This window comes from Streptomyces violaceusniger Tu 4113, assembly GCF_000147815.2.
GTDB classification, from domain to species: domain Bacteria; phylum Actinomycetota; class Actinomycetes; order Streptomycetales; family Streptomycetaceae; genus Streptomyces; species Streptomyces violaceusniger_A.
Genome location: NC_015957.1, coordinates 4,546,314 through 4,571,671 on the forward strand (window position 1 = coordinate 4,546,314; position 25,358 = coordinate 4,571,671).

General features: G+C 70.8%; 2 protein-coding genes. Both read left to right on the forward strand.

What is annotated here, in order from left to right:
• Positions 1-86 precede the first annotated feature (86 nt).
• A complete protein-coding gene (locus STRVI_RS19055; protein ID WP_435532618.1) occupies positions 87-10,460 on the forward strand; it encodes a type I polyketide synthase in 10,374 nt (3,457 codons plus the stop codon).
• Positions 10,461-10,545: 85 nt separating this feature from the next.
• Positions 10,546-25,338 (forward strand): type I polyketide synthase, encoded by a 14,793-nt coding sequence (locus tag STRVI_RS19060; RefSeq protein WP_014057311.1) that lies wholly within the window; start codon positions 10,546-10,548, stop codon positions 25,336-25,338.
• The last annotated feature ends 20 nt before the right edge of the window (positions 25,339-25,358 follow it).

Consider the following 25,358-nt stretch of genomic DNA (forward strand, 5'->3'; position numbering starts at 1 on the left):
CCAGCGGCCGCCACCACGGCGCACCCACGTAGCCACACCACCTGCCCGCCGACCACCCCGCTCCCGAAGCGCGACCCCGAGAGGTTCTGATGTCGGAACAAGAAAAGCTGCTCGGCTACCTCCGGCGGGTGACGGCTGATCTGCACCAGACGCGGCAGCGCCTACAGGATGTGGAGTCGGCGGCTCGCGAGCCGATCGCGATCGTCGGGATGAGCTGCCGCTTCCCCGGCGGGGTGCGCAGCCCCGAGGAGTTCTGGCGGCTGCTGAGCGGCGCCGAGGACGCCATCACACCATTCCCCGAGGACCGCGGCTGGGACCTCGACTCGCTTTACGACACGGATCCCGACCGGCCAGGCACTTCCTACGCGCGTGAGGGCGGGTTCCTGTACGACCTCGGGGACTTCGACGCCGATTTCTTCGGTATTTCGCCGCGTGAGGCGCTGGCGATGGATCCGCAGCAGCGGCTGCTGCTGGAGACGTCGTGGGAGGCCATCGAGCAGGCGGGTATCGATCCGGCCTCGCTCAGGGGCAGCCAGTCCGGTGTCTTCGTCGGGGCCGTGGCTCCCGATTACGGTCCGCGGGTGCATGAGGCTCCCGATGGTGTCGAGGGCTATCTGGTGACCGGCAGTGCGATCAGCGTGCTGTCCGGGCGTGTGGCCTACACGATGGGATTGGAGGGCCCGGCGGTCACGGTGGACACCGCGTGTTCCTCGTCGCTGGTAGCTCTGCACCTGGCTGCACAGGCCCTTCGTCAGGGGGAGTGCTCCCTGGCCCTGGCCGGTGGTGTCACCGTCATGGCCACGCCCGGCACGTTCATCGGCTTCAGCCGGCAGCGCGGGCTCGCAGCCGATGGACGGTGCAAGCCCTTCGCGGCGGCGGCCGACGGTTTCGGGCCGGCCGAGGGCGCGGGCATGCTGTTCCTGGAGCGGCTCTCCGACGCACAGCGCAACGGGCATCCCGTGCTGGCCGTCGTCCGGGGCACGGCGACCAACCAGGACGGTGCGAGCAGTGCGCTGTCCGCCCCCAACGGGCCGTCCCAGCAGCGGGTGATCCGCCAGGCGCTGGCCAATGCCGGGCTCACGGCCGGACAGGTCGACGCGGTGGAGGCGCATGGGACGGGAACGTCGCTGGGTGATCCGATCGAGGCGCAGGCGTTGCTGGCCACCTATGGCCGTGAGCGCGCCGCGGATGATCCGCTGCTGCTGGGGTCGGTCAAGTCGAACATCGGTCATACGCAGGCGGCCGCCGGCGTGGCGGGTGTGATGAAGATGGTGCTGGCTATGCGGCACGGGATGTTGCCCCGCACCCTGCACATCGACGAGCCGTCCCCGCACGTGGACTGGTCGACCGGCACCGTTGAACTCCTCACCGAGGCCACCGCGTGGCGCGAGAGGGAGGAGCCGCGCCGGGCCGGTGTGTCCTCGTTCGGCATCAGCGGCACCAACGCCCACGCCATCATCGAGCAGGCACCGCTGCCACTGTCCGCCACCACGATTGACACCGCGTCCGGTGCCGACGTGGCGGAGGAGGCGCCCCGGGTGGCGCTGCCGCTTATCCCCTGGCCGCTGTCGAGCAAGTCCGAGGCGGGGCTGCGCGCCCAGGCCAGGCGGCTGCTGGACCACGTGGAGCGGCACCCGGAGGTCGCGGCCGGGGACATCGGGCTGTCCCTCGCCACTACGCGGACCGCCTTCGACCATCGTGCGGTCGTGCTGGCCCCGGACCGTGCGGAGGCGGTACGGGCCCTGGTCGATCAGCTTGCGGGCCGGGGTGCCTCGGGGCTGGTCGAGGGTGTTGCCAGGCGTAGCGCCGGAGTTGTCTTCGTCTTTCCCGGTCAGGGGTCGCAGTGGGTGGGGATGGCGGCCGGGCTGCTGGATTCCTCGCCGGTGTTCGCCCGGCGGATCGAGGAGTGCGCGGCGGCTCTGGAGCCGCATGTGAACTGGTCGCTGGTGGAGGTGTTGCGCGGCGGCGAGGGCGCTGCGGCGGCGTTGCAGCGGGTAGATGTGGTCCAGCCGGTGTTGTGGGCGGTGATGGTGTCGCTGGCGGAGCTGTGGCGCTCCTACGGTGTCGAGCCTGCTGCCGTCATTGGTCATTCGCAGGGTGAGATCGCGGCGGCGTGTGTGGCGGGTGCGTTGTCGCTGGAGGATGCCGCGAAGGTGGTGGCGCTGCGCAGCAAGGCGCTGCCGGTGCTGTCGGGGCGCGGGGGCATGGTGTCGGTGTCGCTGCCCGTGGACTCGGTGCGGGAGCGGCTGGCGGCGTGGGGTGAGCGGTTGTCGGTGGCGGCGGTGAACGGGCCCTCGGCGGTCGTGGTCTCCGGTGACGCCGATGCGCTGGAGGAACTGCTGACGGCCTGCGAGGCAGAGGAGATAAGGGCGCGCCGTATCCCGGTGGACTACGCTTCACACTCCGCCCACGTCGAGAGCCTGGAAGAGGAGATCCGGCGCACTCTGGCCGGGATCGCTCCGCGGTCCTCCTCGGTGCCGTTCTACTCGACGGTGACCGGCGGTGTGCTGGACACCACGGAGCTGGCCGCCGACTACTGGTACCGCAATCTCCGCGGGACCGTGCGTTTCGACGAGACGGTACGGGTGCTCCTCGGCGAGGGTTTCCAGACGTTCGTGGAGGCCAGCGCGCATCCCGTGCTGACTGTGGGCATCGAGCAGACCGCCGATGACCATGGCACCCCCGTGGCGGCCATCGGCTCGCTGCGCCGTGACGAAGGCGGCCTGGAGCGGTTCCTGACCTCCCTGGCCGAGGCCCACGTCGGCGGCATCGCCGTCGACTGGCGGACGGTCTTCGCCGGGACCGGTGCGCACCCCGTCGACCTGCCCACCTACGCCTTCCAGCACCAGCGGTACTGGCTGGACGCCACCTCGGCTGCCGATGCGGCGGCCGCCGGTGAGGGTCTGGGCGTGGATGCGGTGGACGCGCGCTTCTGGGAGGCGGTGGAACGCGAGGACCTGGAGGCGCTGGCGCAGACGTTGCAGGTGGAGGACGACGCGCAGCAGTCGTCGTTGACGGCGCTGCTTCCGGCGCTGTCGTCCTGGCGTCGTCAACGGCGTGAGCAGAACACGGTGGACGGTTGGCGCTACCAGTCGGTCTGGAAGCCCCTGGCATCCGCGTCCGAGACCACGCTCTCGGGCACCTGGCTGGTGGCCGTTCCGGAAGCCCGTGGTGACGATGCTCTGGTCGCCACTGTGCTGGATGGGCTGGCCGGGCGCGGGGCGCATGTGGTGCGCGTGGTCGTTGGGGCGGCGGATGGCCGTGAGGTGATTGCGGAGCGGCTGCGCACGGCCCTCGATGGCGTAGAGGTGCAGCCGTCGGCCGTGGCGGGCGTGCTCTCGCTGCTGGGGCTGGACGAGTCGGCGCATGAGTCCTTCGAGGTCGTACCGGCCGGCCTGGCAGCGACGGTGGGCCTGGTTCAGGCGCTGGGCGATGCGGATGTGGAGGCTCCGCTGTGGTGCGGGACCCGGGGCGCGGTGTCGGTGGGGCGCTCCGACCGGCTGGTGAGCCCGGCGCAGGCGATGGTGTGGGGCCTGGGCCGGATCCTGGAGGCGGAGTACCCCCAGCGCTGGGGCGGCGTCGTGGACCTGCCCGAGACGCTGAACGACCGTGCGCTGGACCGTCTGGCCGGAGTGCTGGCCGGTTCGGATACCGAGGACCAGCTCGCGGTGCGGGGTTCGGGGGTGTTCGCGAAGCGGCTGGTGCGTGCTTCCGTGCCCGAGGCTACGACCGCGGCTGGGTGGCGTCCGAGTGGTTCGGTGCTGGTGACCGGTGGTACGGGTGCGCTGGGTGGTCACGTCGCCCGTTGGCTGGCGCGTACGGGTGCTGAGCATCTGGTGCTGACGAGCCGTCGTGGTATGGAGGCCGAGGGTGCCGCCGAGTTGACGGCGGAGCTGGAGGCGCTGGGTGCGCGGGTGACGGTGGCGGCGTGTGACGCGGCGGACCGTGAGGCGCTGGCCGCGGTGCTGGAGGCGATTCCGCGGGAGTTCCCGCTGACGGCTGTGGTGCATACGGCGGGTGTGCTGGACGACGGTGTGGTGGAAGCGCTGACGGTGCGTCGGGCGGCTACGGTGTTGCGTCCGAAGGTGGATGGGGCGCGGAATCTGCATGAGCTGACCGCGGGGATGGATCTGTCGGCGTTTGTGCTGTTCTCCTCGGCGGCGGGTACGATGGGCGGTCCGGGCCAGGGGAGTTACGCGGCGGGCAACGCCTACCTCGACGCGCTGGCGTTGCAGCGGCGCGCGGATGGGCTTCCGGCCACTTCCATCGCCTGGGGCGCCTGGGCCGGAGGCGGCCTCGTCACGGATGAGGTCGGCCAGCAGATGAGCCGATCGGGGATCCTGGCCATGCCTCCCGAGCTGGCGATTTCAGCGCTCCAGCAGGCCCTGGACCACGATGAGACGTTCCTCGCGGTCGCGGACATCGACTGGGCACGCATCGAAGCGGACTCCGCCGACACCCCCCTCTTCCGCCAGCTGCGGAGCGCGCAGAGCATGATCACGGGGCAGCAGCCCACGGCGGGCAGTGCCGCCCCCGGGCGGGCGGAACTTCACGACCGGCTGGGAGCCATGCCCCGGGAGAAGCGCGAAGGGGCGCTGCGGGACCTGGTGCGTGCCCAGGCCGCCGATGTCCTCGCGCACGACAGCGCGGACGCGGTCGCGTCGGACCGTGCCTTCCGTGACCTCGGCTTCGACTCGCTGACCGCCGTCGAACTGCGCAACCGGATCGGCACGGCGACCGGGCTGCGGCTGCCGGTCAGCCTGGTCTTCGACTACCCCACGCCCACGGTGCTGGCACGGTTCCTGAACGGCGAGATGTTCGGCACCGAGGAAGGCGGCGCCACCGAGACGTCGCCGACCCGGTCGGACTCGTTCGATGAGCCCATCGCGATCGTGGCGATGACCTGCCGGTTCCCGGGCGGTGTGCGGACCCCTGAGCAGCTGTGGGACGTGGTGAACGCCGGAGTCGACACGATCTCCGGCTTCCCCGACGACCGTGGCTGGGACCTCGACGGGCTGTACGACCCTGACCCTGACAGGCCGGGCAAGACCTACGCCCGCACCGGCGGATTCCTCGACAACGTCTCCGACTTCGACCCGGACTTCTTCGGCATCTCGCGGCGTGAGGCCCTGGCCATGGACCCCCAGCAGCGGCTGCTGCTGGAGACGGCCTGGGAGGCGTTCGAGCGCGCCGGCATCGACCCGGCGGCGTTGCGTGGCAGCCAGGCGGGCGTCTTCATCGGCTCGAACTATCAGGACTACAGCGGCCGGCCCATCAGCGTGCCGGACGGCGTGCAGGGCTATCTCGGACTCGGCAGCGCGTCGAGCGTCGCCTCCGGCCGCCTCTCCTACACCTTCGGCTTCGAAGGCCCGGCCATGACGGTGGACACCGCGTGCTCGTCGTCGCTGGTCGCCCTGCACCTGGCGTGCCAGTCGCTGCGCCAGGGCGAGTGCGACATGGCGCTGGCCGGCGGTGTGACGATCATGGCCACGCCGGGCACGTTCGTCGAGTTCAGCGCCCAGCGCGTGCTGTCGCCAGATGGGCGGTGCAAGGCGTTCTCCGCCGAGGCGGATGGCACGGGCTGGTCCGAGGGCGTGGGCCTGCTGGTGGTGGAGCGGCTGTCGGACGCACGGCGCAAGGGCCACCAGGTGCTGGCCGTCGTCCGGGGTTCGGCTATCAACCAGGACGGTGCGTCCAACGGTTTGACGGCGCCCAACGGCCCGGCGCAGCAGCGCGTGATTGGCAAGGCCCTCGTGAACGCGGGCCTGTCGACCGCCGATGTGGACGCGGTGGAAGCCCACGGCACGGGCACCTCGCTCGGTGACCCGATCGAGGCGCAGGCGCTGATGGCCACCTACGGCCAGAGGCGGCCGGAGGACGAGCCGCTGTGGCTCGGGTCCATCAAGTCGAACATCGGGCACACGCAGGCGGCCGCCGGTGTGGCCGGTGTCATCAAGATGGTGATGGCCATGCGTGAGGGCGTGCTGCCCAAGACGCTCCACGCGGACGAGCCCTCACCGCACGTCGACTGGACCAGCGGCGCCGTGTCCCTGCTGCGCGAGCCGACCCCGTGGCCGGAGACGGACCGCCCGCGCCGGGCGGCCGTGTCCTCCTTCGGGATCAGCGGTACCAACGCGCACACGATCATCGAGGCGGCTGACGCCCTTGCGTCCCCGTCGCCGGAGACGGGCGGCGAGGTGATCAGCTCGGCGGCCGCGGTGGTTCCCTGGCTGCTCTCCGGCGGCAGCCCTGATGCGCTGAGGGCTCAGGCCGGGCGACTGCGCGAGTTCGACGGTGTGGGTACGGCGGCGCACGCCAATGACGTGGTCGACCTCGGCTATTCGCTGGCGACGGCCCGTTCCGCCCTGCCCTACCGCGCGGTTGTGGTCGCCGAGGACCCGGCCCAGTTCCGGTCCGGACTCGACGCGCTGGCGGAGGGCGGGAACGCGGCCACGCTGATCCAGGGCGTGGCGCGGGCCGAGCACAAGACGGCGTTCCTGTTCTCGGGCCAGGGTGCGCAGCGCCTGGGCATGGGCCGGGAGCTGTACGGCGCCTTCCCGGTGTTCGCCCAGGCGCTGGACGAGGTGTGCGCGCATCTCGATGTGCTGCTCGACCGTCCGCTCACCGAGGTGATGTTCGCGGCCGAAGGCAGCGCGGATGCCGACCTGCTGAACCAGACGGCGTTCACCCAGCCCGCGCTCTTCGCCATCGAGGTGGCGCTGTTCCGCCTGCTGGAGCACTGGGGCGTCACCCCGGATGTGCTGATCGGCCACTCCATCGGCGAGATCGCCGCCGCACATGTGGCCGGGGTGTTCTCGCTGGAGGACGCCTGCACCCTGGTGGCCGCCCGAGGCCGACTGATGCAGTCCATGCCCGAGGGCGGCGCGATGGTGGCCGTCCAGGCGCCCGAGGAGGAGATCGCGGCGTCGTTGGCCGGTCGTGAGGCCGAGGTGAGCATCGCCGCCATCAACGGCCCGACCGCCGTGGTCATCGCGGGCGATGAGGCCGCGGTGCTGGAGATCGCCGGACAGTGGGAGCGAGCGGGCCGTAAGACGCGTCGTCTGCGCGTCAGCCATGCCTTCCACTCCCCGCGCATGGACGGGGTGCTCGGCGACTTCCGTAAGGTCGTCGAGGGCCTGTCGTTCGCTCCGCCGACCCTCTCCCTGGTCTCCAACGTCACCGGCACATCGGCGGACACCGATGAGGTGTGCTCGCCGGAGTACTGGGTGCGCCATGTGCGGGAGGCCGTGCGGTTCGCGGACGGCGTACGGACCCTGGAGAAGCTGGGCGTGACGTCGTTCGTGGAGGTGGGCCCCGACGGTGTGCTCACCGCGATGGCGCAGGACTGCCTGACGGCCGAGGAGTCCGATGGCGGGCTCGCTCCCTCCCTCGTGTCCGTGCTGCGCAAGGACCGGCCCGAGATCCAGTCGCTGACCATGGCGCTGGCCGAACTCCACGTCCACGGCACCACGGTGAAGTGGGATGCGGTGTTCGCCGGGCGTGGCGCCCAGCGGGTGGAGCTGCCCACCTACGCCTTCCAGCGGCAGCGCTACTGGCTCGAGACGGCGCCGGCCGCCGAGGGGGATGTGACCTCGGCGGGGCTGGACGCGCCCGACCATCCGCTCCTCGGTGCCGCCGTCGCCCTGGCCGACACCGACACCCACCTGTTCACCGGCCGTCTGTCCGTCGCCACTCAGCCGTGGCTGGCCGACCACGTATTCGCGGAGACCGTTCTCTTCCCGGGCGCGGCCTTCGTGGAAGTGGCCCTGCGCGCGGCGGAGCAGGTGGGCTACGAGCGGCTGGACGAGCTGACCATCGAGACGCCGCTGGTCCTGCCCGCACGGGGCGCGGCCCAGATCCAGCTCACCGTGGGCGAGCCGGACGAGTCCGGGGCCCGTGCGCTCAGCCTGTACTCCAGGTCCGAGGACGCCCAGCCGGACGACCCCTGGACACGCCACACGACCGGCCTGCTCACCAGGGACCCGTCCACCACGGCACCGGAGTCCGTGGCCGCCGACTTCGCCGTGTGGCCGCCCGCGGACGCGAAGCCGATCGACGTGGACGGTCTCTACGACCGCTTCATCGACGTGGGCTTCGCCTACGGTCCGGCCTTCCAGGGGCTGCGAGCCGCCTGGCGCCGTGGTGACGAGATCTTCGCCGAGATCGACCTGCCCGAGACGCAGGAGGCCGAGGCCGCGCGGTACGGCCTGCACCCGGCGCTGCTCGACGCCTCGCTGCACACCGTCGCGTTCAACCCCACCGGTACCGACGGCAGCACCCTCCCCTTCTCGTGGAACGGGGTGACCCTCCACACCGGTGGCGCGTCCGCGCTGCGCGTACGGCTTGCGAGCGCCGGCGGGGACACCGTCTCCCTGCACGCCACCGACACCTCCGGCGCACTCGTCGTCACGGTCGACTCCCTCGTGCTGCGACCCGTGGCCCCGGAGCAGGTGAACTCCGCTCAGCCGCACGAGTCGCTGTACCAGGTCGAGTGGGTGCCCGTGGACACCTCCCGCGCCCCGGAGCCGAACGGAGTGGCGGCCGGGCGCTGGGCGCTCGTCGGATCCGACCAGGCCGAGGTGGGCGGTGTCCTCGGATCGGCCGATGGCACCGTGGACACCTACCCGGACCTCGCGGCCCTGGCCCAGGCCATCGACGCGGGCGCCACCGCTCCCGACGTCGTCCTGGCCTCGAGCGTGTCCGGCACCCGCCGGACGCGGGATCTGGCGGGGGCGGTACGGGAAGCCGGCCACCGCGCCCTCGACCTGCTCAAGAGCTGGCTGGCCGACGACCGCTTCGGCGCCTCCCGACTGGTGTTCCTCACTCGGGGAGCCATCGCCGCGGGCGACGACACCGATGTGGCCGACCCCGCCGCCGCGGCCGTCTGGGGACTGGTGCGCTCGGCCCAGTCCGAGAACCCCGACCGGTTCGTCCTGGCCGACCTGGACAGCCAGGAAGGCTCGCGCCGGATCCTCCCAGTGGCGCTCACCGCCGATGAACCACAGATCGTGGTCCGCGACGGTACGGTCCTGGCCGGCAGGCTGGCCCGGGTCCCGGCGCGCGGCGACGAGCCCGGGCAGGACACGGCCACGCCCGGCATGACCTGGGACCCGCAGGGCACCGTCCTGGTCACCGGAGCGGCCTCCGGCCTCGGGGGCCTGGTCGCCCGGCACCTCGTCAGCGAGCACGGTGTGCGCAACCTCGTGCTGGCCAGCCGCCGCGGTCTCGCCGCGGACGGCGCGGCCGAACTGCGCACGGAGCTGGTGGACCTCGGCGCCCAGGCCACGGTCGCCGCCTGCGACACCGCCGACCGCGACGCCCTCGCCGGACTCCTGGCCTCCCTGCCGGACGAGCACCCGCTCACCGCCGTGGTTCACACCGCCGGTGTGCTGGACGACGGCGTCGTCGAGGCACTCACTCCCGAGCGCTTCGACCGCGTGCTGCGGCCCAAGGTCGACGCGGTGCTCAACCTGCACGAGCTGACCGTCGGCCTCGACCTGTCCGCGTTCGTGCTCTTCTCCTCGCTCTCCGGGACGCTCGGCGGCCCGGGCCAGGCCAACTACGCCGCCGCCAACGCCTTCCTGGACGCGTTCGCACACCGCCGCCGGGCCGAGGGCCTTCCCGTCCAGTCACAGGCCTGGGGGCTGTGGGCGGAGCGCAGCGGCATGACGGGCAAGCTGGACGAGGCCGATACGCGGCGCATCGCCCGGGAAGGCGTGACCCCGATGGGCTCCGAGGAGGCCCTGGCCCTCTTCGACGCCGCTTGCGGCATCGACACGGCGACCCTGGTCCCGGCACGGCTCAACACCTCGGCGTGGCGAGCCCAGGACGGACCGATCCCGGCCCTGCTGCGGGGCATCATCCGGACCACGGCTCGGCGCGGCCCCGCGAGGACATCCACGGCCGGTTCCGGCGCCGACCCCGCCGACCTGCGTCGCCGTATCGGCTCGATGAAGCCTGCCGCCCGGCAGCAGGCGCTCCTGGAACTGGTGACCGAGCACGCGGCCATGGCGCTGGGCCACGACAACACTCGCGCCATCGTCCCGGACCGTGGATTCCTCGAGCTCGGCTTCGACTCGCTGACCGCGGTCGGACTGCGCAACCAGCTGGGCACGGTGACCGGCCTTCGGCTGCCCGCCACCCTGCTGTTCGACTACACGACGTCCAAGGCGCTGGCCGGGTATCTGGCGGAGGAACTCGTCGCGGAAGAGCCGGAAGCGTCGGTGGTGCTGCCGGTCCTGTCGGAGCTGGAGAAGCTGGAGAACTCCTTCGCCGAGGTGGTGGCGGACGAAGCCGCCAGGACACGCCTCACATCACGCTTGCAGCAGGTGCTGGCGAAGCTGACCGCAGGCCAGCAGACCCAGACGACGAACGGTGGGGTCGCTGCCGCCGACAAGTTCGAGTCGGCGACCGACGACGAGATCTTCGACTTCCTCGACGAGGAGCTCGGAACGTCGTGAGCGGAACGCACCCCGTCCCTGGAAGTAACCGGCCGAAGGCTTTCAACCCCCTGTCCCGGGGTTCTCAGAGGAGTGACAAGAGGCAGTGAGCGACACCAAACTGCGCGATTACCTCAAGCGCGCGACGGCCAGTCTGCATGAGACTCGTCAAGAGCTGCGGGAACTCAAGGACAGGGACACGGAACCCATCGCGATCGTCGGCATGGGATGCAGGTATCCGGGTGGCGTGGAATCGCCGGAAGACCTGTGGGAGCTGGTCGCCTCGGGCACCGACGCCATCTCCACCTTCCCCGTGGACCGGGGATGGGACGAGGACCTGTACGACCCGGACCCGGAGAAGCCGGGCAAGAGCTACACGCGTGAGGGCGGGTTCCTGCACGACGCGAACGGCTTCGACGCCTCGTTCTTCGGCATGAGCCCGCGCGAGGCGCTGGCGACAGATCCGCAGCAGCGGCTGCTGCTGGAGACCTCGTGGGAGGCGTTGGAGCGGGCGGGCATCGACCCGGCGTCCGTGCGCGGCAGCCGCACCGGCGTGTTCGTCGGTGTGATGTACAACGACTACGGTTCGCGCATCCAGTCGATACCGGAGGGTCTCGAAGGTCACCTGGGAAACGGCAGCGCCGCAAGCATCGCGTCCGGCCGCATCTCCTACACCTTCGGCTTCGAAGGTCCCGCGGTGACCGTGGACACGGCGTGCTCCTCGTCGCTCGTGGCGCTGCACCTGGCCGCGCAGGCCCTCCGCAAGGGCGACTGCTCGCTGGCGCTCGCCGGAGGCGTGGCCATGATGGCCACACCAGGGGTGTTCATCGAGTTCAGCCGGCAGCGCGGACTCGCCGTCGACGGGCGCTGCAAGTCGTTCTCGAACGCGGCCGACGGCACCTCATGGTCCGAAGGCGCCGGTGTGCTGCTGCTGGAACGGCTGTCCGACGCGCGGCGCAACGGGCACCAGGTACTGGCCGTGGTACGGGGCGCCGCCGTCAACCAGGACGGGGCGAGCAGCCGGCTGACCGCGCCGAACGGTCCCTCGCAGCAGCGGGTGATCCGCGACGCGCTGCGGAACGCGGGCCTGTCGGCGGCCGACGTGGACGCGGTGGAGGCACACGGCACGGGTACGACACTGGGTGACCCGATCGAGGCGCAGGCCCTGCTGGCCACCTACGGCAAGGAGCGCCCCGGGGAGGACCGGCCGTTGTGGCTGGGGTCGTTGAAGTCGAACATGGGGCACACCCAGGCGGCCGCCGGCGTGGGTGGCGTCATCAAGATGGTGATGGCGATGCGGCACGGTGTGCTGCCGAAGACCCTGCACGTGGCGGAGCCGTCGGAGCACGTGGACTGGTCGGCGGGGGCGGTGTCGCTGCTGACCGAGCCGACCCCGTGGCCGGAGACGGGGGCACCGCGCAGGGCCGGTGTGTCCTCGTTCGGGGTGAGCGGGACCAACGCACATGTGCTCTTGGAGCAGGCTCCGGAGGCCGAGGTGGTCGATGCCGCCGAGGCCGAGGGCGTCGATGGTCCGGTGGCCTGGGTGGTGTCCGGACGTGGTGCGGGGGGATTGCGGGCCCAGGCCGGGCGGCTGCGGGATTTCGTGGCGGAGCGCCCGGAGTACGGTGTGGCCGATGTGGCGCTGTCGTTGGTGACGACCCGGTCGGTGCTGGAGCACCGAGCGGTGGTGGTGGGCCGCGACCGGGACGAATTGCTGGCGGGCTTGGCCGCGGTAGCGGAGAAGTCGGCTCATCCGGGCGTGGTGGTGGGCGAGAGCGCGCGTCCCGGCCGTTCCGTTTTCGTGTTCCCGGGCCAGGGGGCACAGTGGGTGGGCATGGCGGTCGGACTGCTGGAGTCCTCGCCGGTGTTCGCGGAGGCGATGGCCGAGTGTGAGGCCGCGTTGGCGCCTTACGTGGACTGGTCGCTGACCGGGGTGCTGCGTGGTGTCGACGGTGCTCCCGGGTATGACCGGGAGGACGTCGTTCAGCCGGTGCTGTTCGCGGTGATGGTGTCGCTGGCGAGGCTGTGGCGTTCGGTGGGTGTGGAGCCGGACGCGGTGATGGGCCACAGCCAGGGCGAGATCGCTGCGGCGTGCGTCGCGGGTGCCCTCTCGCTGGAGGACGCGGCCAAGGTGGTGGCGTTGCGGTCGCGGGTGATCGCGGCGAGGCTGGCCGGCCGTGGTGGGCTGGTGTCGGTCGGACTGCCGATCGACCAGGCGCGGGAACGTATCGCCGCTTGGAACGGCGCCGTGTCCGTGGCCGCGGTCAACGGTCCCGGTTCGGTAGTGGTGGCGGGTGCTGGGAAGGCGCTGGATGAGCTGTTCACGGCGTTGGAAGGCGAGGGGGTCCGGGTCCGTCGGGTTGCCATCGACTATGCGTCGCACTCCGTCTTGGTGGAGGAGGTCCATGAGGAGCTGCTGAAGGTCCTGGCGGACATCGAGCCGCGCTCGTCGGAGGTGCCTTTCTACTCGACGGTTACCAGTGAACCGATGGACACGGCTGGGCTGGACGCGGAGTACTGGTACCGGAATCTGCGGCAGACCGTCGAGCTGGAGGCCACCACCCGCAGGCTGTTCGCCGACGGGCACTCGGTGTTCGTCGAGGTGAGTCCCCATCCGGTGCTGAGGCTGCCGGTGCAGCAGACCATCGAGGCCGCCCAGACAGAGGCCGTGGTTCTCGGCACGCTGCGGCGTGACGACGGTGGACTTGAGCGATTCTTGATCAGCGCCGCTGAGCTGTTCACCCATGGCGTCCAGGTGGATTGGGCCGCCGCGTTGGAGGAGCGTGGCGGTCGACGGGTCGGGTTGCCGACGTATGCCTTCCAGCGGGAGCGTTACTGGCTCGATGCGCCCGCGGGTGTGGGCGATGTGGGTTCGGTGGGGTTGGGCTCGCTGGGGCATCCGCTGCTGGGTGCGGTGGTGTCGCTGGCGAGTGGTGGCGGCGTGGTGCTGAGTGGGCGGTTGTCTTTGGCCACGCATGGGTGGCTGGCGGATCACGCCGTGCACGGCGTCGTGTTGCTGCCGGGAACGGCGTTCGTGGAGTTGGCGCTGCAGGCGGGCGACCAGGTCGGTTGTGGCCGGGTTGAGGAACTGATCCTGGAAACGCCGCTGATCGTGCCCGAGAAGGGCGGGGTGCACCTTCAGGCCGAGGTGGGCCAGGCGGATGCTTCCGGCTACCGCGAGGTGAGTGTGTTCTCGCGGGACGAGGCGGAGGGAGAGGGCGCGACTTGGGTGTGCCATGCCCGTGGGGCGCTCGCGCCGGCCGAAGGCGCTGATGGGGCCCTCTTTGATTTCGGGGCGTGGCCTCCGGCGGGGACTGAGGTCGCGGATGTGTCGGGGCAGTATGTGCGGGCCGCGGAGAACGGGTTGCAGTATGGGCCGGTTTTCCAGGGGCTGAAGCGTGCGTGGCGGCGTGGCGACGAGGTGTTCGCGGAGGTGTCGCTTCCGGAGGGGGAGCGGGAGCGTGCGGGTGAGTTCGGTTTGCACCCGGCGTTGTTCGACGCGGCGTTGCACGCGATGGGCGTGAGTGAGGCTCTGTCGGGTGGTTCGGGCGGTCTGCTGCCGTTCTCGTGGCGTGGATTCTGGCTCGGCGCGGTCGGTGCCTCCTCGCTGCGAGTAAGGCTGGCTCCGGCGACGGAGGGCAATTCGGGTGCGGTGTCGGTGGTGGTGGGGGACGAGTCCGGGCGTGCGGTGGCGTCGGTGGAGTCTTTGGCGTTGCGGCCGGTCGAGGCTGGTCAGCTGCGGGTTGCGGGTGGGGCGGCCCGGGACGCGTTGTTCCGGCTGGAATGGGTGAACGCGCCCGCGGCGGATCGGGCAGTGCCCGTGCCGGACGTGGAGGTTGTGCGGGTGGTCTCCAGCGGTGCGGACGTGGTGGGTGAGGTTCATAGAGAGGTGATTAGGGCTTTTGAGTGGGTGAGGTCGTGGGTGACCGATCAGGAGTCCTCGGACGCACGGTTGGTGTTGGTGACGCGGGGCGCGGTGGACGTGGGTGATGGCGTTGGCGTGAGGGATTTGGCGGGGGCCGCGGCGTGGGGCCTGGTGCGGTCCGCGCAGGCGGAGAACCCCGGCCGCCTGGTGCTGGTGGATACCGATGATGTGGAGGGGGTGGCCGATCTCCTTCCCGGGATGCTGGCCTTGGGCGAGGATCAGCTGGTGGTGCGGTCCGGTGTGGTGCGGGTGCCGCGCCTGGGGCGGGTGCCGGCTGTGGCCGTTCCGGAGTCGGCTGGGTTTGGTTCGGGTGCGGTGTTGGTGACGGGTGGCACGGGCGTGCTGGGCGGCCTGGTGGCTCGGCACCTGGTGGCCCGGTATGAGGTCAAGAAGCTGGTGCTGCTGTCCCGTCGTGGTGCGGAGGCCGAGGGCGCGCCGGAATTGCGGGCGGAGCTGGAGGCCGCCGGCGCGGAGGTGGTCATCGTGGCGTGCGATGCCGCGGACCGTGTGGCTCTGGCCGGGGTGTTGTCGGGGTTGCCGGAGGGCTTTGGTCTGAGTGGTGTGGTGCATGCGGCGGGTGTGCTCGACGATGGGCTGCTGACGTCGCTGACCCGTGAGCGGATTGAGCCGGTGTTGCGGGCGAAGGTGGACGCGGCGTGGAATCTGCATGAGCTGACCGAGACGATGGACCTGTCGGCGTTCGTGCTGTTCTCCTCGGCCACTGGTGTGCTGGGCGGCGCCGGGCAGAGCAACTACGCGGCGGCGAACGTGTTCCTGGACGGCCTCGCGTCCTGGCGCCGGACGCGGGGGCTGCCGGGTGTGTCGATGGCGTGGAGTCTGTGGGCCGAGGCCAGCGGTATGACCGGCCACCTCGGCGAGGAGGACCTGCGCAGGGTGTCGCGGTCGGGTCTGGTGCCGCTCTCCTCCGAGGAAGGGCTCGAATTGTTCGACGCCGCGTTGGTGTCGGACGAAAGCGTGCCGGTCCCGCTGCGGCTGGACATCCCTACGCTGCGTGCGCAGGGCGCCGAACTCCCCACTCTCTTCCGCAACGTCGTGCCCCACGTGATGACGCGCCGTACCGCGCGATCGGAACAGAGCGCAAGTCTTCCTGACGAATTGCGCCGGCGCCTCGTGGGTCTGCCGCAGACGGCGCAGGACGAGATGCTGCTGGAGCTGGTCCGCGTTCAGATCGCGGCGGCCCTTGGGCACGCCACCCCCGAGACGGTGAACACGCGGCAGCCCTTCAAGGAACTCGGCTTCGACTCACTGATGGCCGTCGATCTGAGGAATCGGCTCACCGCGGAGACCGGCCTGCGACTGTCCGCCACGCTGATTTTCGACTATCCGACCCCGATGGCACTCGTCGGCCACCTGCGCGACGAACTTCTGGGCGGGGACGGTGTCATCTCGTCGGCAGGCCTGCGGGAGGTGGCCGGGCCTGGCGCACCGGTGGACGACGACCCCATCGTGATCGTGAGTATGAGCTGCCGTTTCCCGGGCGGGGTGCGGACGCCCGAGGAACTGTGGCAGCTGGTGTTGGCGGATACGGACGCGGTGTCCGAGTTTCCGTCCAATCGCGGCTGGGACCTTGAGGGGATGTACGACCCGGACCCCGACCGGGAGGGCACGTACTACGTCCGGAACAGCGGATTCCTGCACGACGCGGACCAGTTCGACCCGGTGTTCTTCGGGATCTCGCCGCGTGAGGCCATGGCGATGGACCCGCAGCAGCGGTTGCTGCTGGAGACCTCTTGGGAGGCGTTCGAGCGGGCCGGGATCGATCCGGTCGCCAACCAGGGCAGCCGATCCGGCGTATTCGTCGGTGTCATGTACAACGACTACGCCACTCGTCTCCAGGGGAACGCTCCGGAAGGCTTCGAGGGCTCCATCGGCACCGGCAGCGCGGGCAGCGTGGCGTCCGGTCGTATCTCGTACACGTTCGGTCTTGAGGGACCTGCGGTGACGGTGGATACGGCGTGTTCATCGTCGCTGGTGGCGCTGCATCTGGCGGCTCAGGCACTGCGTCAGGGTGAGTGCGAGCTGGCACTCGCCGGTGGCGTCACGGTGATGTCGTCGCCGAACGTGTTCGTGGAGTTCAGCCGTCAGCGAGGACTTTCCGCCGACGGCCGGTGCAAGGCGTTCTCGAACGCGGCGGACGGCACCGGCTGGTCGGAGGGCGTGGGCATGCTTCTCCTGGAGCGGCTCTCGGACGCCCGGCGGAACGGCCACCCGGTGCTGGCCGTGGTCCGGGGTACGGCGATCAACCAGGACGGCGCGAGCAACGGCCTGACGGCTCCGAACGGCCCGTCGCAGCAACGCGTGATCCGGCAGGCGCTGGCGAACGCTCGTCTGTCGCCGGCTGACGTGGATGCCGTGGAGGCACACGGGACCGGTACCCCGCTGGGTGACCCGATCGAAGCGCAGGCGCTGCTGGCCACCTACGGCCAGGAACGTCCCGAGGGCCGGCCGCTGCTGCTGGGCGCGTTGAAGTCGAACATCGGCCACACCCAGGCCGCGGCGGGCGTCGGTGGCGTCATCAAGATGGTGATGGCGATGTGGCACGGCGTGCTGCCGAAGACGCTGCATGTGGATGAGCCGTCGCGGCAGGTGGACTGGTCGGCGGGCGAGGTTCGGCTGCTTACGGAGGCCACGGAGTGGCCGGAGACGGGGCGTCCGCGTCGGGCTGCCGTGTCGTCGTTCGGCGTGAGCGGGACGAACGCGCACACCATCATCGAGCAGGCCCCGGCACCTGCCGAGGCGGAGCGGGACGAGGCTCCCACCGACGACCACGGCATCGCCCCCTGGGTCCTCTCCGGCCGGAGCCCGGAAGCCCTGCGCGCCCAGGCGGAGCGGCTGCGGTCGTACCTGCTCGACCGCACCGAACTGAGCACGCTGGACGTGGGTCACTCGCTGGTGGCGTCGCGGTCGGTGTTCGAGCATCGCGGTGTGGTGACGGGTGGGGACCGTGAGGAACTCCTGCAGCGGTTGGGCGCGCTGGCCGGGGACGAGGTGGTCTCCGGTGTGACGCGTGGTGTGGCGGATGTTCGTGGCCGTTCGGTGTTTGTGTTCCCGGGTCAGGGGGCGCAGTGGGTGGGTATGGCGGTGGGGTTGTTGGACTCCTCGCCGGTGTTCGCGGAGGCGATCGGCGAGTGTGAGACGGCTCTGTCGGCTTATGTGGACTGGTCGTTGACGGATGTGCTGCGTGGTGCTGGCGGCGCTCCGGGGTTTGACCGGGTGGATGTGGTGCAGCCGGTGTTGTTCGCGGTGATGGTGTCGCTGGCGAGGCTGTGGCGTTCGGTGGGTGTGGTGCCGGACGCGGTGATGGGTCACAGTCAGGGTGAGATCGCGGCGGCGTGTGTGGCGGGTGCGTTGTCGCTGGAGGACGCGGCGAAGGTGGTGGCGTTGCGGTCGCAGGCGATCGCGGCGAGTCTCGCGGGCCGTGGCGGCATGGTGTCGGTCGGGCTGCCGGTCGATCAGGTGCGGGAGCGTATCGCCGCCTGGGATGGTGCGATCTCGGTGGCGGCGGTCAACGGCCCCGGTTCCGTGGTGGTCTCCGGTGATCCGGGGGCGCTGGATGAGATGGTCGCGCAGCTGGAGGGCGAGGAGGTCCGGGTTCGCCGGGTTCCGGTGGACTACGCCTCGCACTCCGCGCACGTGGAGGCGATCCGCGAGGAGCTGCTGAAGGTTCTGGCGGACATCGCGCCGCGTTCGTCGAAGGTGCCGTTCTACTCGACGGTGTCCGGCGAGCTGGTGGACACCGTCGGCCTGGGCGCGGAGTACTGGTACCGGAACCTGCGGCAGACCGTTGAGCTGGAGTCCACGACGCGCGCTCTGCTCGGCAGTGGGCATGGCGTGTTCGTCGAGGTGAGCCCGCATCCGGTGTTGACCCTGCCGGTGCAGCAGACGGTGGAGGCGGCTGAGGCGCGGGCGGTGGTCGTGGGCACGCTGCGGCGGGATGAGGGCGGTCTGGAGCGGTTCCTGACCTCGGCCGCCGAACTGCACGTCAGCGGGGTCGGCGTTGACTGGCGGAAGGTGTACGAGGGCCGTGGTGCACGGCGGGTGGAGCTGCCGACCTACGTCTTCCAGCATGAACGCTACTGGCTCGATGGATTCGGCCTGCCGCCCGGCGGAAGCGCGGCCGATGGCGCCGGTTCTGTCGATGCGCGGTTCTGGGAGGTGGTGGAGCGCCAGGATCTGGAGTCGCTGGCGGATGCGCTGGCGGTGGACAGCGAGGCGCCGCTGAGCGCGGTGCTGCACGCCCTGTCCGCGTACCACCGCAACAACCGCGACCAGTCCACGATCGACGGCTGGCGCTACAAGGTGTCGTGGAAGCCGGCCTCCGACCTGGCCGAAGGGTCGTTGTCGGGGACCTGGCTGGTGGTGGTTCCGGCGTCCCGTGCCGGGGACGAGCTGGTGGCGGGGGTTGTCGCCGGGTTCGAGCGGCACGGCGCGGGTGTGGTGTCGCTCGTGGTGGACGAGCGGGACCTCGACGCCGATGTGCTGGCGGAGCGGCTGCGGGAAACGGCCGCAGAGGTTCCTGAGCTGGGTGGCGTCCTGTCGCTGCTCGCCCTGGACGAGGAACCCTGCCCCGGATATCCGGCGCTGTCGGGCGGCTACGCCCTGACGTTGGTGCTGGTGCGGGCCGTGGTCTGGGCGGGCATCGAAGCCTCGCTGTGGTGTGGTACGCGGGGCGCGGTGTCGGTGGGGCGTTCGGACCGGCTCACCAGCCCGACGCAGGCGATGGTCTGGGCGCTGGGCCGGGCGGCCGCGTTGGAGCTGCCCCCGCTGTGGGGCGGTGTGGTCGATCTGCCGGAGTCGCTGGATGAGCGTGCGGTGGCGCGGCTGGCGGGTGTGCTGTCTGCCGGGGGTGGCGAGGACCAGGTGGCGGTGCGTGGCTCGGGTGTGTTCGCGCGTCGTCTGGTGCGGTCGGCCGCGGCTGTCGGCGAGGGGATCTCGTGGCGGGCGCGTGGCACGGTGCTGGTGACCGGTGGCACGGGCGGGCTCGGTGGCCAGGTGGCCCGCTGGCTGGTCCGTAGCGGTGCCGAGCACCTGGTGCTGACCAGCCGCCGCGGTCTGGAGGCCGAGGGCGCCGCCGAGTTGAAGGCGGAGCTGGAGGGCATGGGCGCCGAGGTGACGGTGGCCGCGTGTGACGCGGCGGACCGTGACACGCTCGCCGCCGTTCTGGACGCGGTGCCGGAGCACCGGCCGCTCACCGGGGTGGTGCACGCGGCGGGGGTCACGATGACGGCTTCCCTGCTGGAGACGGAGCTCGCGGACGCGGCCAGGGCGGTGTCGGGCAAGGTGGCGGGTGCCGTCAACCTGGACGAGCTGCTCGGCGACCGTGAGCTCGACGCGTTCGTGGTCTTCTCCTCCATCTCCGCCGTGTGGAGCGGTGCTGAGCAGGGCGTCTACGGCTCCGGAAACGCCTTCCTGGACGCGCTGGTGGAGCGGCGGCGTGCGCGGGGTCTGGCGGGCACCTCTGTCGCCTGGGGTCCGTGGGCCGAGGAAGGCATGGTGACCCAGGGCGACGCGGGGGAGCAGCTGGCGCGGCGTGGACTGCCCGCGATGGCACCCGAGCTGGCGATCGCCGCGCTGGAGCGCGCGGTGGCCGGTGACGACGGTCTGGTGACGGTGGTGGACGTGGACTGGGAGCGGTTCGCTCCGGCGTTCACCGCAGTCCGGCACAGCCGGTTCCTGAGCGAGCTGGAAGAGGTCCAGCGGCTGGAGACGAAGGGGAACGACGGCGAGAGGGCCGAGGCCGCCGGGGCGCAGCTGCGCGAGCGGCTGAAGCCGCTGACCGAGGGGGAGCGGGACCGGGCGCTGCTCGATCTGGTGCGCAAGCACGCCGCCGCCGTGCTCGGTTTCGCGTCCGCGGAGATGGTCGAGCCGAACCGGGCCTTCCGCGATCTGGGCTTCGACTCGCTGACCGCGGTTGACCTGCGCAACCGGCTGGCCGCGGAGACCGGTCTCGGCCTTCCCACCACGCTGGTCTTCGACTACCCCAGCGCCGGCACGCTCGCCGCGTATCTGCGGACCGAGGTGCTGGGGGCGTCGTCCCCGGCGATCGGTACCGGGTCCGGGGCGTCCGCAGGTTCCGGCGCGGACGACGACCCCATCGCGATCGTCTCCATGAGCTGCCGCTTCCCCGGCGGGGTGCGGAGCCCGGAGGATCTGTGGCAACTGGTGGAGAGCGGCGGTGACGCCATCTCCTCGTTCCCCTCCGATCGCGGCTGGGATGTCGAGGGGATGTATGACCCGGACCCTGACCGGCCCGGCACGTTCTACGCCCGTGAGGGTGGGTTCCTCTATGACGCGGGGGAGTTCGACCCCGGGTTCTTCGGGATCTCGCCCCGTGAGGCGCTCACCATGGATCCGCAGCAGCGGCTGCTGCTGGAGACCTCTTGGGAGGCGTTCGAGCGGGCCGGTATCGATCCGGCATCCGTGCGTGGCAGCCAGATCGGTGTCTACGTCGGAACCACGACCTCCGGCTATGGAACCGGGCTGCGGGAGATCCCCGAGAGCCTTGAGGGACAGTTGCTGACCGGCAGCGCGACATCGGTCGTGTCGGGCCGTATCTCCTACACGTTGGGTCTTGAGGGGCCCGCGGTGACGGTGGACACGGCGTGTTCGTCGTCGTTGGTCGCTCTGCACCAGGCCGCGCAGGCGTTGCGTCAGGGTGAGTGTGAGATGGCGCTGGCCGGTGGTGTGACCGTGATGATCACGCCGGGCGCTTTTGTGGAGTTCAGCCGTCAGCGCGGGTTGGCGCCGGATGGCCGGTGCAAGCCGTTCGCGGACGCCGCGGATGGCACGGGCTGGTCCGAGGGTGTCGGTCTGCTGTTGGTGGAGCGGCTGTCCGACGCCCGGCGCAAGGGGCACCGGGTGCTGGCCGTGGTCCGGGGCTCGGCGGTGAACCAGGACGGTGCGTCGAATGGTCTGACCGCGCCGAACGGTCCGTCGCAGCAGCGGGTGATTCGTCAGGCGCTGGCGAACGCGGGGCTGTCGGCGTCCGAGGTGGACGCGGTGGAGGCGCACGGTACGGGTACGTCGCTGGGTGACCCGATCGAGGCGCAGGCGCTGCTGGCCACCTACGGTCAGGAGCGCCCCGAGGGCCGGCCGCTGCTGCTGGGCGCGGTGAAGTCGAACATCGGCCACACTCAGTCCGCCGCCGGCGTCGCCGGGGTCATCAAGATGGTGATGGCGATGCAGTACGGTGTGCTGCCGAACACGCTGCACGTGGACGAGCCGTCGCGGCAGGTGGACTGGTCGGCGGGTGAGGTGCGGCTGCTGACCGAGGCCACCGCGTGGCCGGAGACCGGGCGGCCGCGGCGGGCCGGAGTGTCGGCGTTCGGTGTGAGCGGTACCAACGCCCACACCATCATCGAGCAGGCCCCTTCCGACATCGAACAGGAGCGACCGGCCGACGCGGCGGCGCCCGACGACCGTGGTAGGGCTCCGTGGGCACTTTCCGCCCGGAGCTCGGACGGCTTGCGCGCTCAGGCGCGGCGACTGCTGGCACATCTGAATGCCCGGCCGGAACTGAGCACGCTGGATCTAGCTTATTCGCTGGTGGCGACGCGGTCGGTATTCGAGCACCGCGCCGTGTTGACGGGCACGGGCCGTGCGGAGCTACTGCACGGCCTGGAGGCTGTCGCCGCTGGTGAGGTCGCCCCGGCAGTGGTCCGTGGTGTTGCGAACGCTTCGGGACTGAAGGCGTTCTTGTTCTCGGGTCAGGGTGCGCAGCGTCTTGGCATGGGGCGGGAGCTGTACGACGCCTACCCCGTGTTCGCTGACGCGTGGGACGAGGTGTGCGCGCGTCTGGACGGCTTGCTGGATCGTCCGTTGCGGGAGGTGGTGTTCGCGGCGGAGGGGAGTGCGGATGCGGAGTTGCTGGATCAGACGGCGTTCACCCAGCCGGCGCTGTTCGCGGTCGAGGTGGCGTTGTTCCGGTTGCTGGAGCACTGGGGTGTGACCCCGGATGTGGTGATCGGCCACTCCATCGGTGAGATCGCGGCCGCGCATGTGGCGGGGGTGTTCTCGCTGGAGGACGCCTGCACGCTGGTGGCCGCCCGTGGCCGTCTGATGCAGGCGCTGCCCGAGGGTGGGGCGATGGTGGCCGTCGAGGCGTCGGAGGAGGAGGTCGCTCCGTCGCTGGCCGGCCGTGAGGCCGAGGTGAGCATTGCCGCCGTCAACGGCCCGACCGCGGTCGTCATCGCCGGTGATGAGGCCGCAGCGCTGGAGATCGCCGGGCAGTGGGCGGAGCGGGGCCGCAAGACGCGCCGTCTGCGGGTCAGCCACGCCTTCCACTCGCCGCGTATGGACGCGATGCTGGACGACTTCCGCAAGGTCGTCGAGGGGCTGTCCTTCCAGGCACCGTCGATCGCCCTGGTCTCCAACCTCACGGGTGAGGCGGCCAAGGGCGACGAGATGTGCTCCCCGGAGTATTGGGTGCGGCACGTACGGGAAGCGGTGCGGTTCGCGGACGGGGTGCGAGCGCTTGAGGCGCGGGGTGTGACCACCTTCCTGGAGGTGGGGCCCGACGGCGTGCTCTCGGCGATGAGGCAGGACTGTCTGACGGCGGTGGAGGCGTCGGCTCCCGTCGTGGTGCCGGTGCTGCGCAAGGACCGTCCCGAGACACAGGCGTTGACGACAGCGCTGGCCGAGCTGCACGTCAACGGGGTCACCATCGACTGGGAGCGGCTGTTCGCCGGACGTGACGCCCAGCGGGTGGAGCTGCCCACCTACGCCTTCCAGCGACAGCGCTACTGGCTGGAGGACAAGGCAGAGGCGGCAGACGGCCCCACCGCTGCCGACAGCTTGGACTCCCGGTTCTGGGAAGCCGTTGAGCGCGAGGACCTGGAGGGGCTGGCGCGGACGCTGGCGGTGGAGGACGAGGCGCAGCAGTCGTCGTTGATGGCGTTGCTTCCGACGCTGTCGTCGTGGCGGCGTCAGCAGCGTGAGCAGGCCACGGTGGACGGCTGGCGTTACAAGGTGGTCTGGCAGTCCATGGCGTCCGCCGCCGAGGCCTCGCTCTCGGGTGCCTGGCTCGTCGTCCTTCCCGCGTCGCATGCCGATGACGCGCTCGTGTCCGCCACGGTGAAGGGGCTGGAGGCGAGCGGCGCCGATGTCGTGCCGGTGGTGTGGGGCAGGTCTGATGACGATCGTGGCATGGTGGCGGAGCGGCTGCGCGCGGGGCTTGACGGGGCGGGGCTGGAGCCGTCCGAGGCGGTGGGTGTGCTCTCGCTGCTGGGGTTGGACGAGTCGGGGCATGGCGCGTTCGGGGTGGTGCCGGCCGGGCTGGCGGCGATGGTGGGGTTGGTTCAGGGGCTGGGCGACGCCGGTGTGGTGGCACCGCTGTGGTGTGGTACGCGGGGTGCGGTGTCGGTGGGGCGTTCCGACCGGCTGGTGAGTCCTGCCCAGGCCACGGTGTGGGGGCTGGGGCAGATTGTCGCGGCGGAATATCCGCAGCGCTGGGGTGGCGTCGTCGACCTTCCCGAGACCGTGGACTCTCGGGCGGTGGCGCGTCTGGCCGGGGTGTTGGCCGGTGCGGACGGTGAGGATCAGGTCGCGCTGCGTGGCTCCGGGGTGTTTGTGAAGCGGCTGGTGGGTGCGTCCGTGCCCGAGGAAGCGGATGGCCGGGCGTCCTGGCGTCCGCGTGGTTCGGTGCTGGTGACCGGTGGCACGGGTGCGCTGGGTGGTCATGTGGCGCGGTGGCTGGCGGAGCGTGGTGCTGAGCATCTGGTGCTGACGAGTCGTCGTGGTATGGAGGCCGAGGGTGCCGCCGGCTTGAAGGCGGAACTCGAGGCTCTGGGCGCCCGGGTGACGGTGGCCGCGTGTGACGCGGCGGACCGTGAGGCGCTGGCCGCGGTGCTGGACGGGATTCCGGCGGAGTTCCCGTTGGATGCGGTGGTGCATACGGCGGGTGTGCTGGACGACGGTGTGATCGACGCGCTGACGGTGGGACGCGCGGCCGGGGTGTTGCGTCCGAAGGTGGACGCGGCGCGGAATCTGCATGAGCTGACCGCCGGGATGGACCTGTCGGCGTTCGTGCTGTTCTCCTCGGTGGCAAGCACGTTGGGCGGTCCCGGCCAGGGAAGTTACGCGGCGGGTAACGCCTTCTTGGACGCGCTCGCGCTGCAGCGGCGTGCGGATGGTCTTCCGGCCACCTCCATCGCTTGGGGCGCCTGGGCCGGAAGCGGCATGGCGATCGACGGGGACCTCGAAGAGCACATGAGGCGGGGCGGCATGGTCCCGATGAACCCGGAGTTGGCCATCTGCGCACTGCAGCGCGCTCTTGACGTGGACGACACCTTCGCCCTTGTCTTCGATGCCGCATGGGAGCGCCTGGCGGAAGAGCTGAAGGGGGCTCGGCCGGCACCGTTGCTGAGTGAACTGCTCAAGACGGCGCCTTCCAACGCATCACCGGTGCCCTCGGACCTGGTATCGGCCGAGTCGGCCGCGGCGGAGCTGCGTACGAGTCTGGAGGGGCTCTCCTCGGTGAAGCGTCAGCGTTCCCTCCGCAAGCTGGTCCGGCAGCACGTCGCCGCGGTCCTGGAGCACACGACGCCTGACAGTATCGAGAGCGACCGGTCGTTCAGGGAGCTCGGGTTCGACTCGCTGACGGCCGTTCAGCTCCGTAACGCGTTGGGCGCGATCACTGGTCTGGACCTACCGACTACGTTGGTATTCGACTACCCGAACCTCACCGCACTGGCCGCGCATCTGGAGACGAGCATGTTTCCGCAGGGCGGTGCGGTCGAGCAGAGCGACCCAGAAGAGGACCGGATACGCGAGGCGTTGGCCTCTGTTCCGCTCGCGCGTCTCCGTGAAGCCGGACTAGTGGATGTCCTGCTGGAACTCGCCCACACCTCAGAGAACGTTTCTGAGCCGGCGCCGCAAGAAGGAACGAATAGCGCGCTCGACGCGATGGATGTCGATGATCTCGTCCAGAGGGCACTGGGCGGCGCGGACCTTTGATGTTTTTGGAAGTGTGGAGA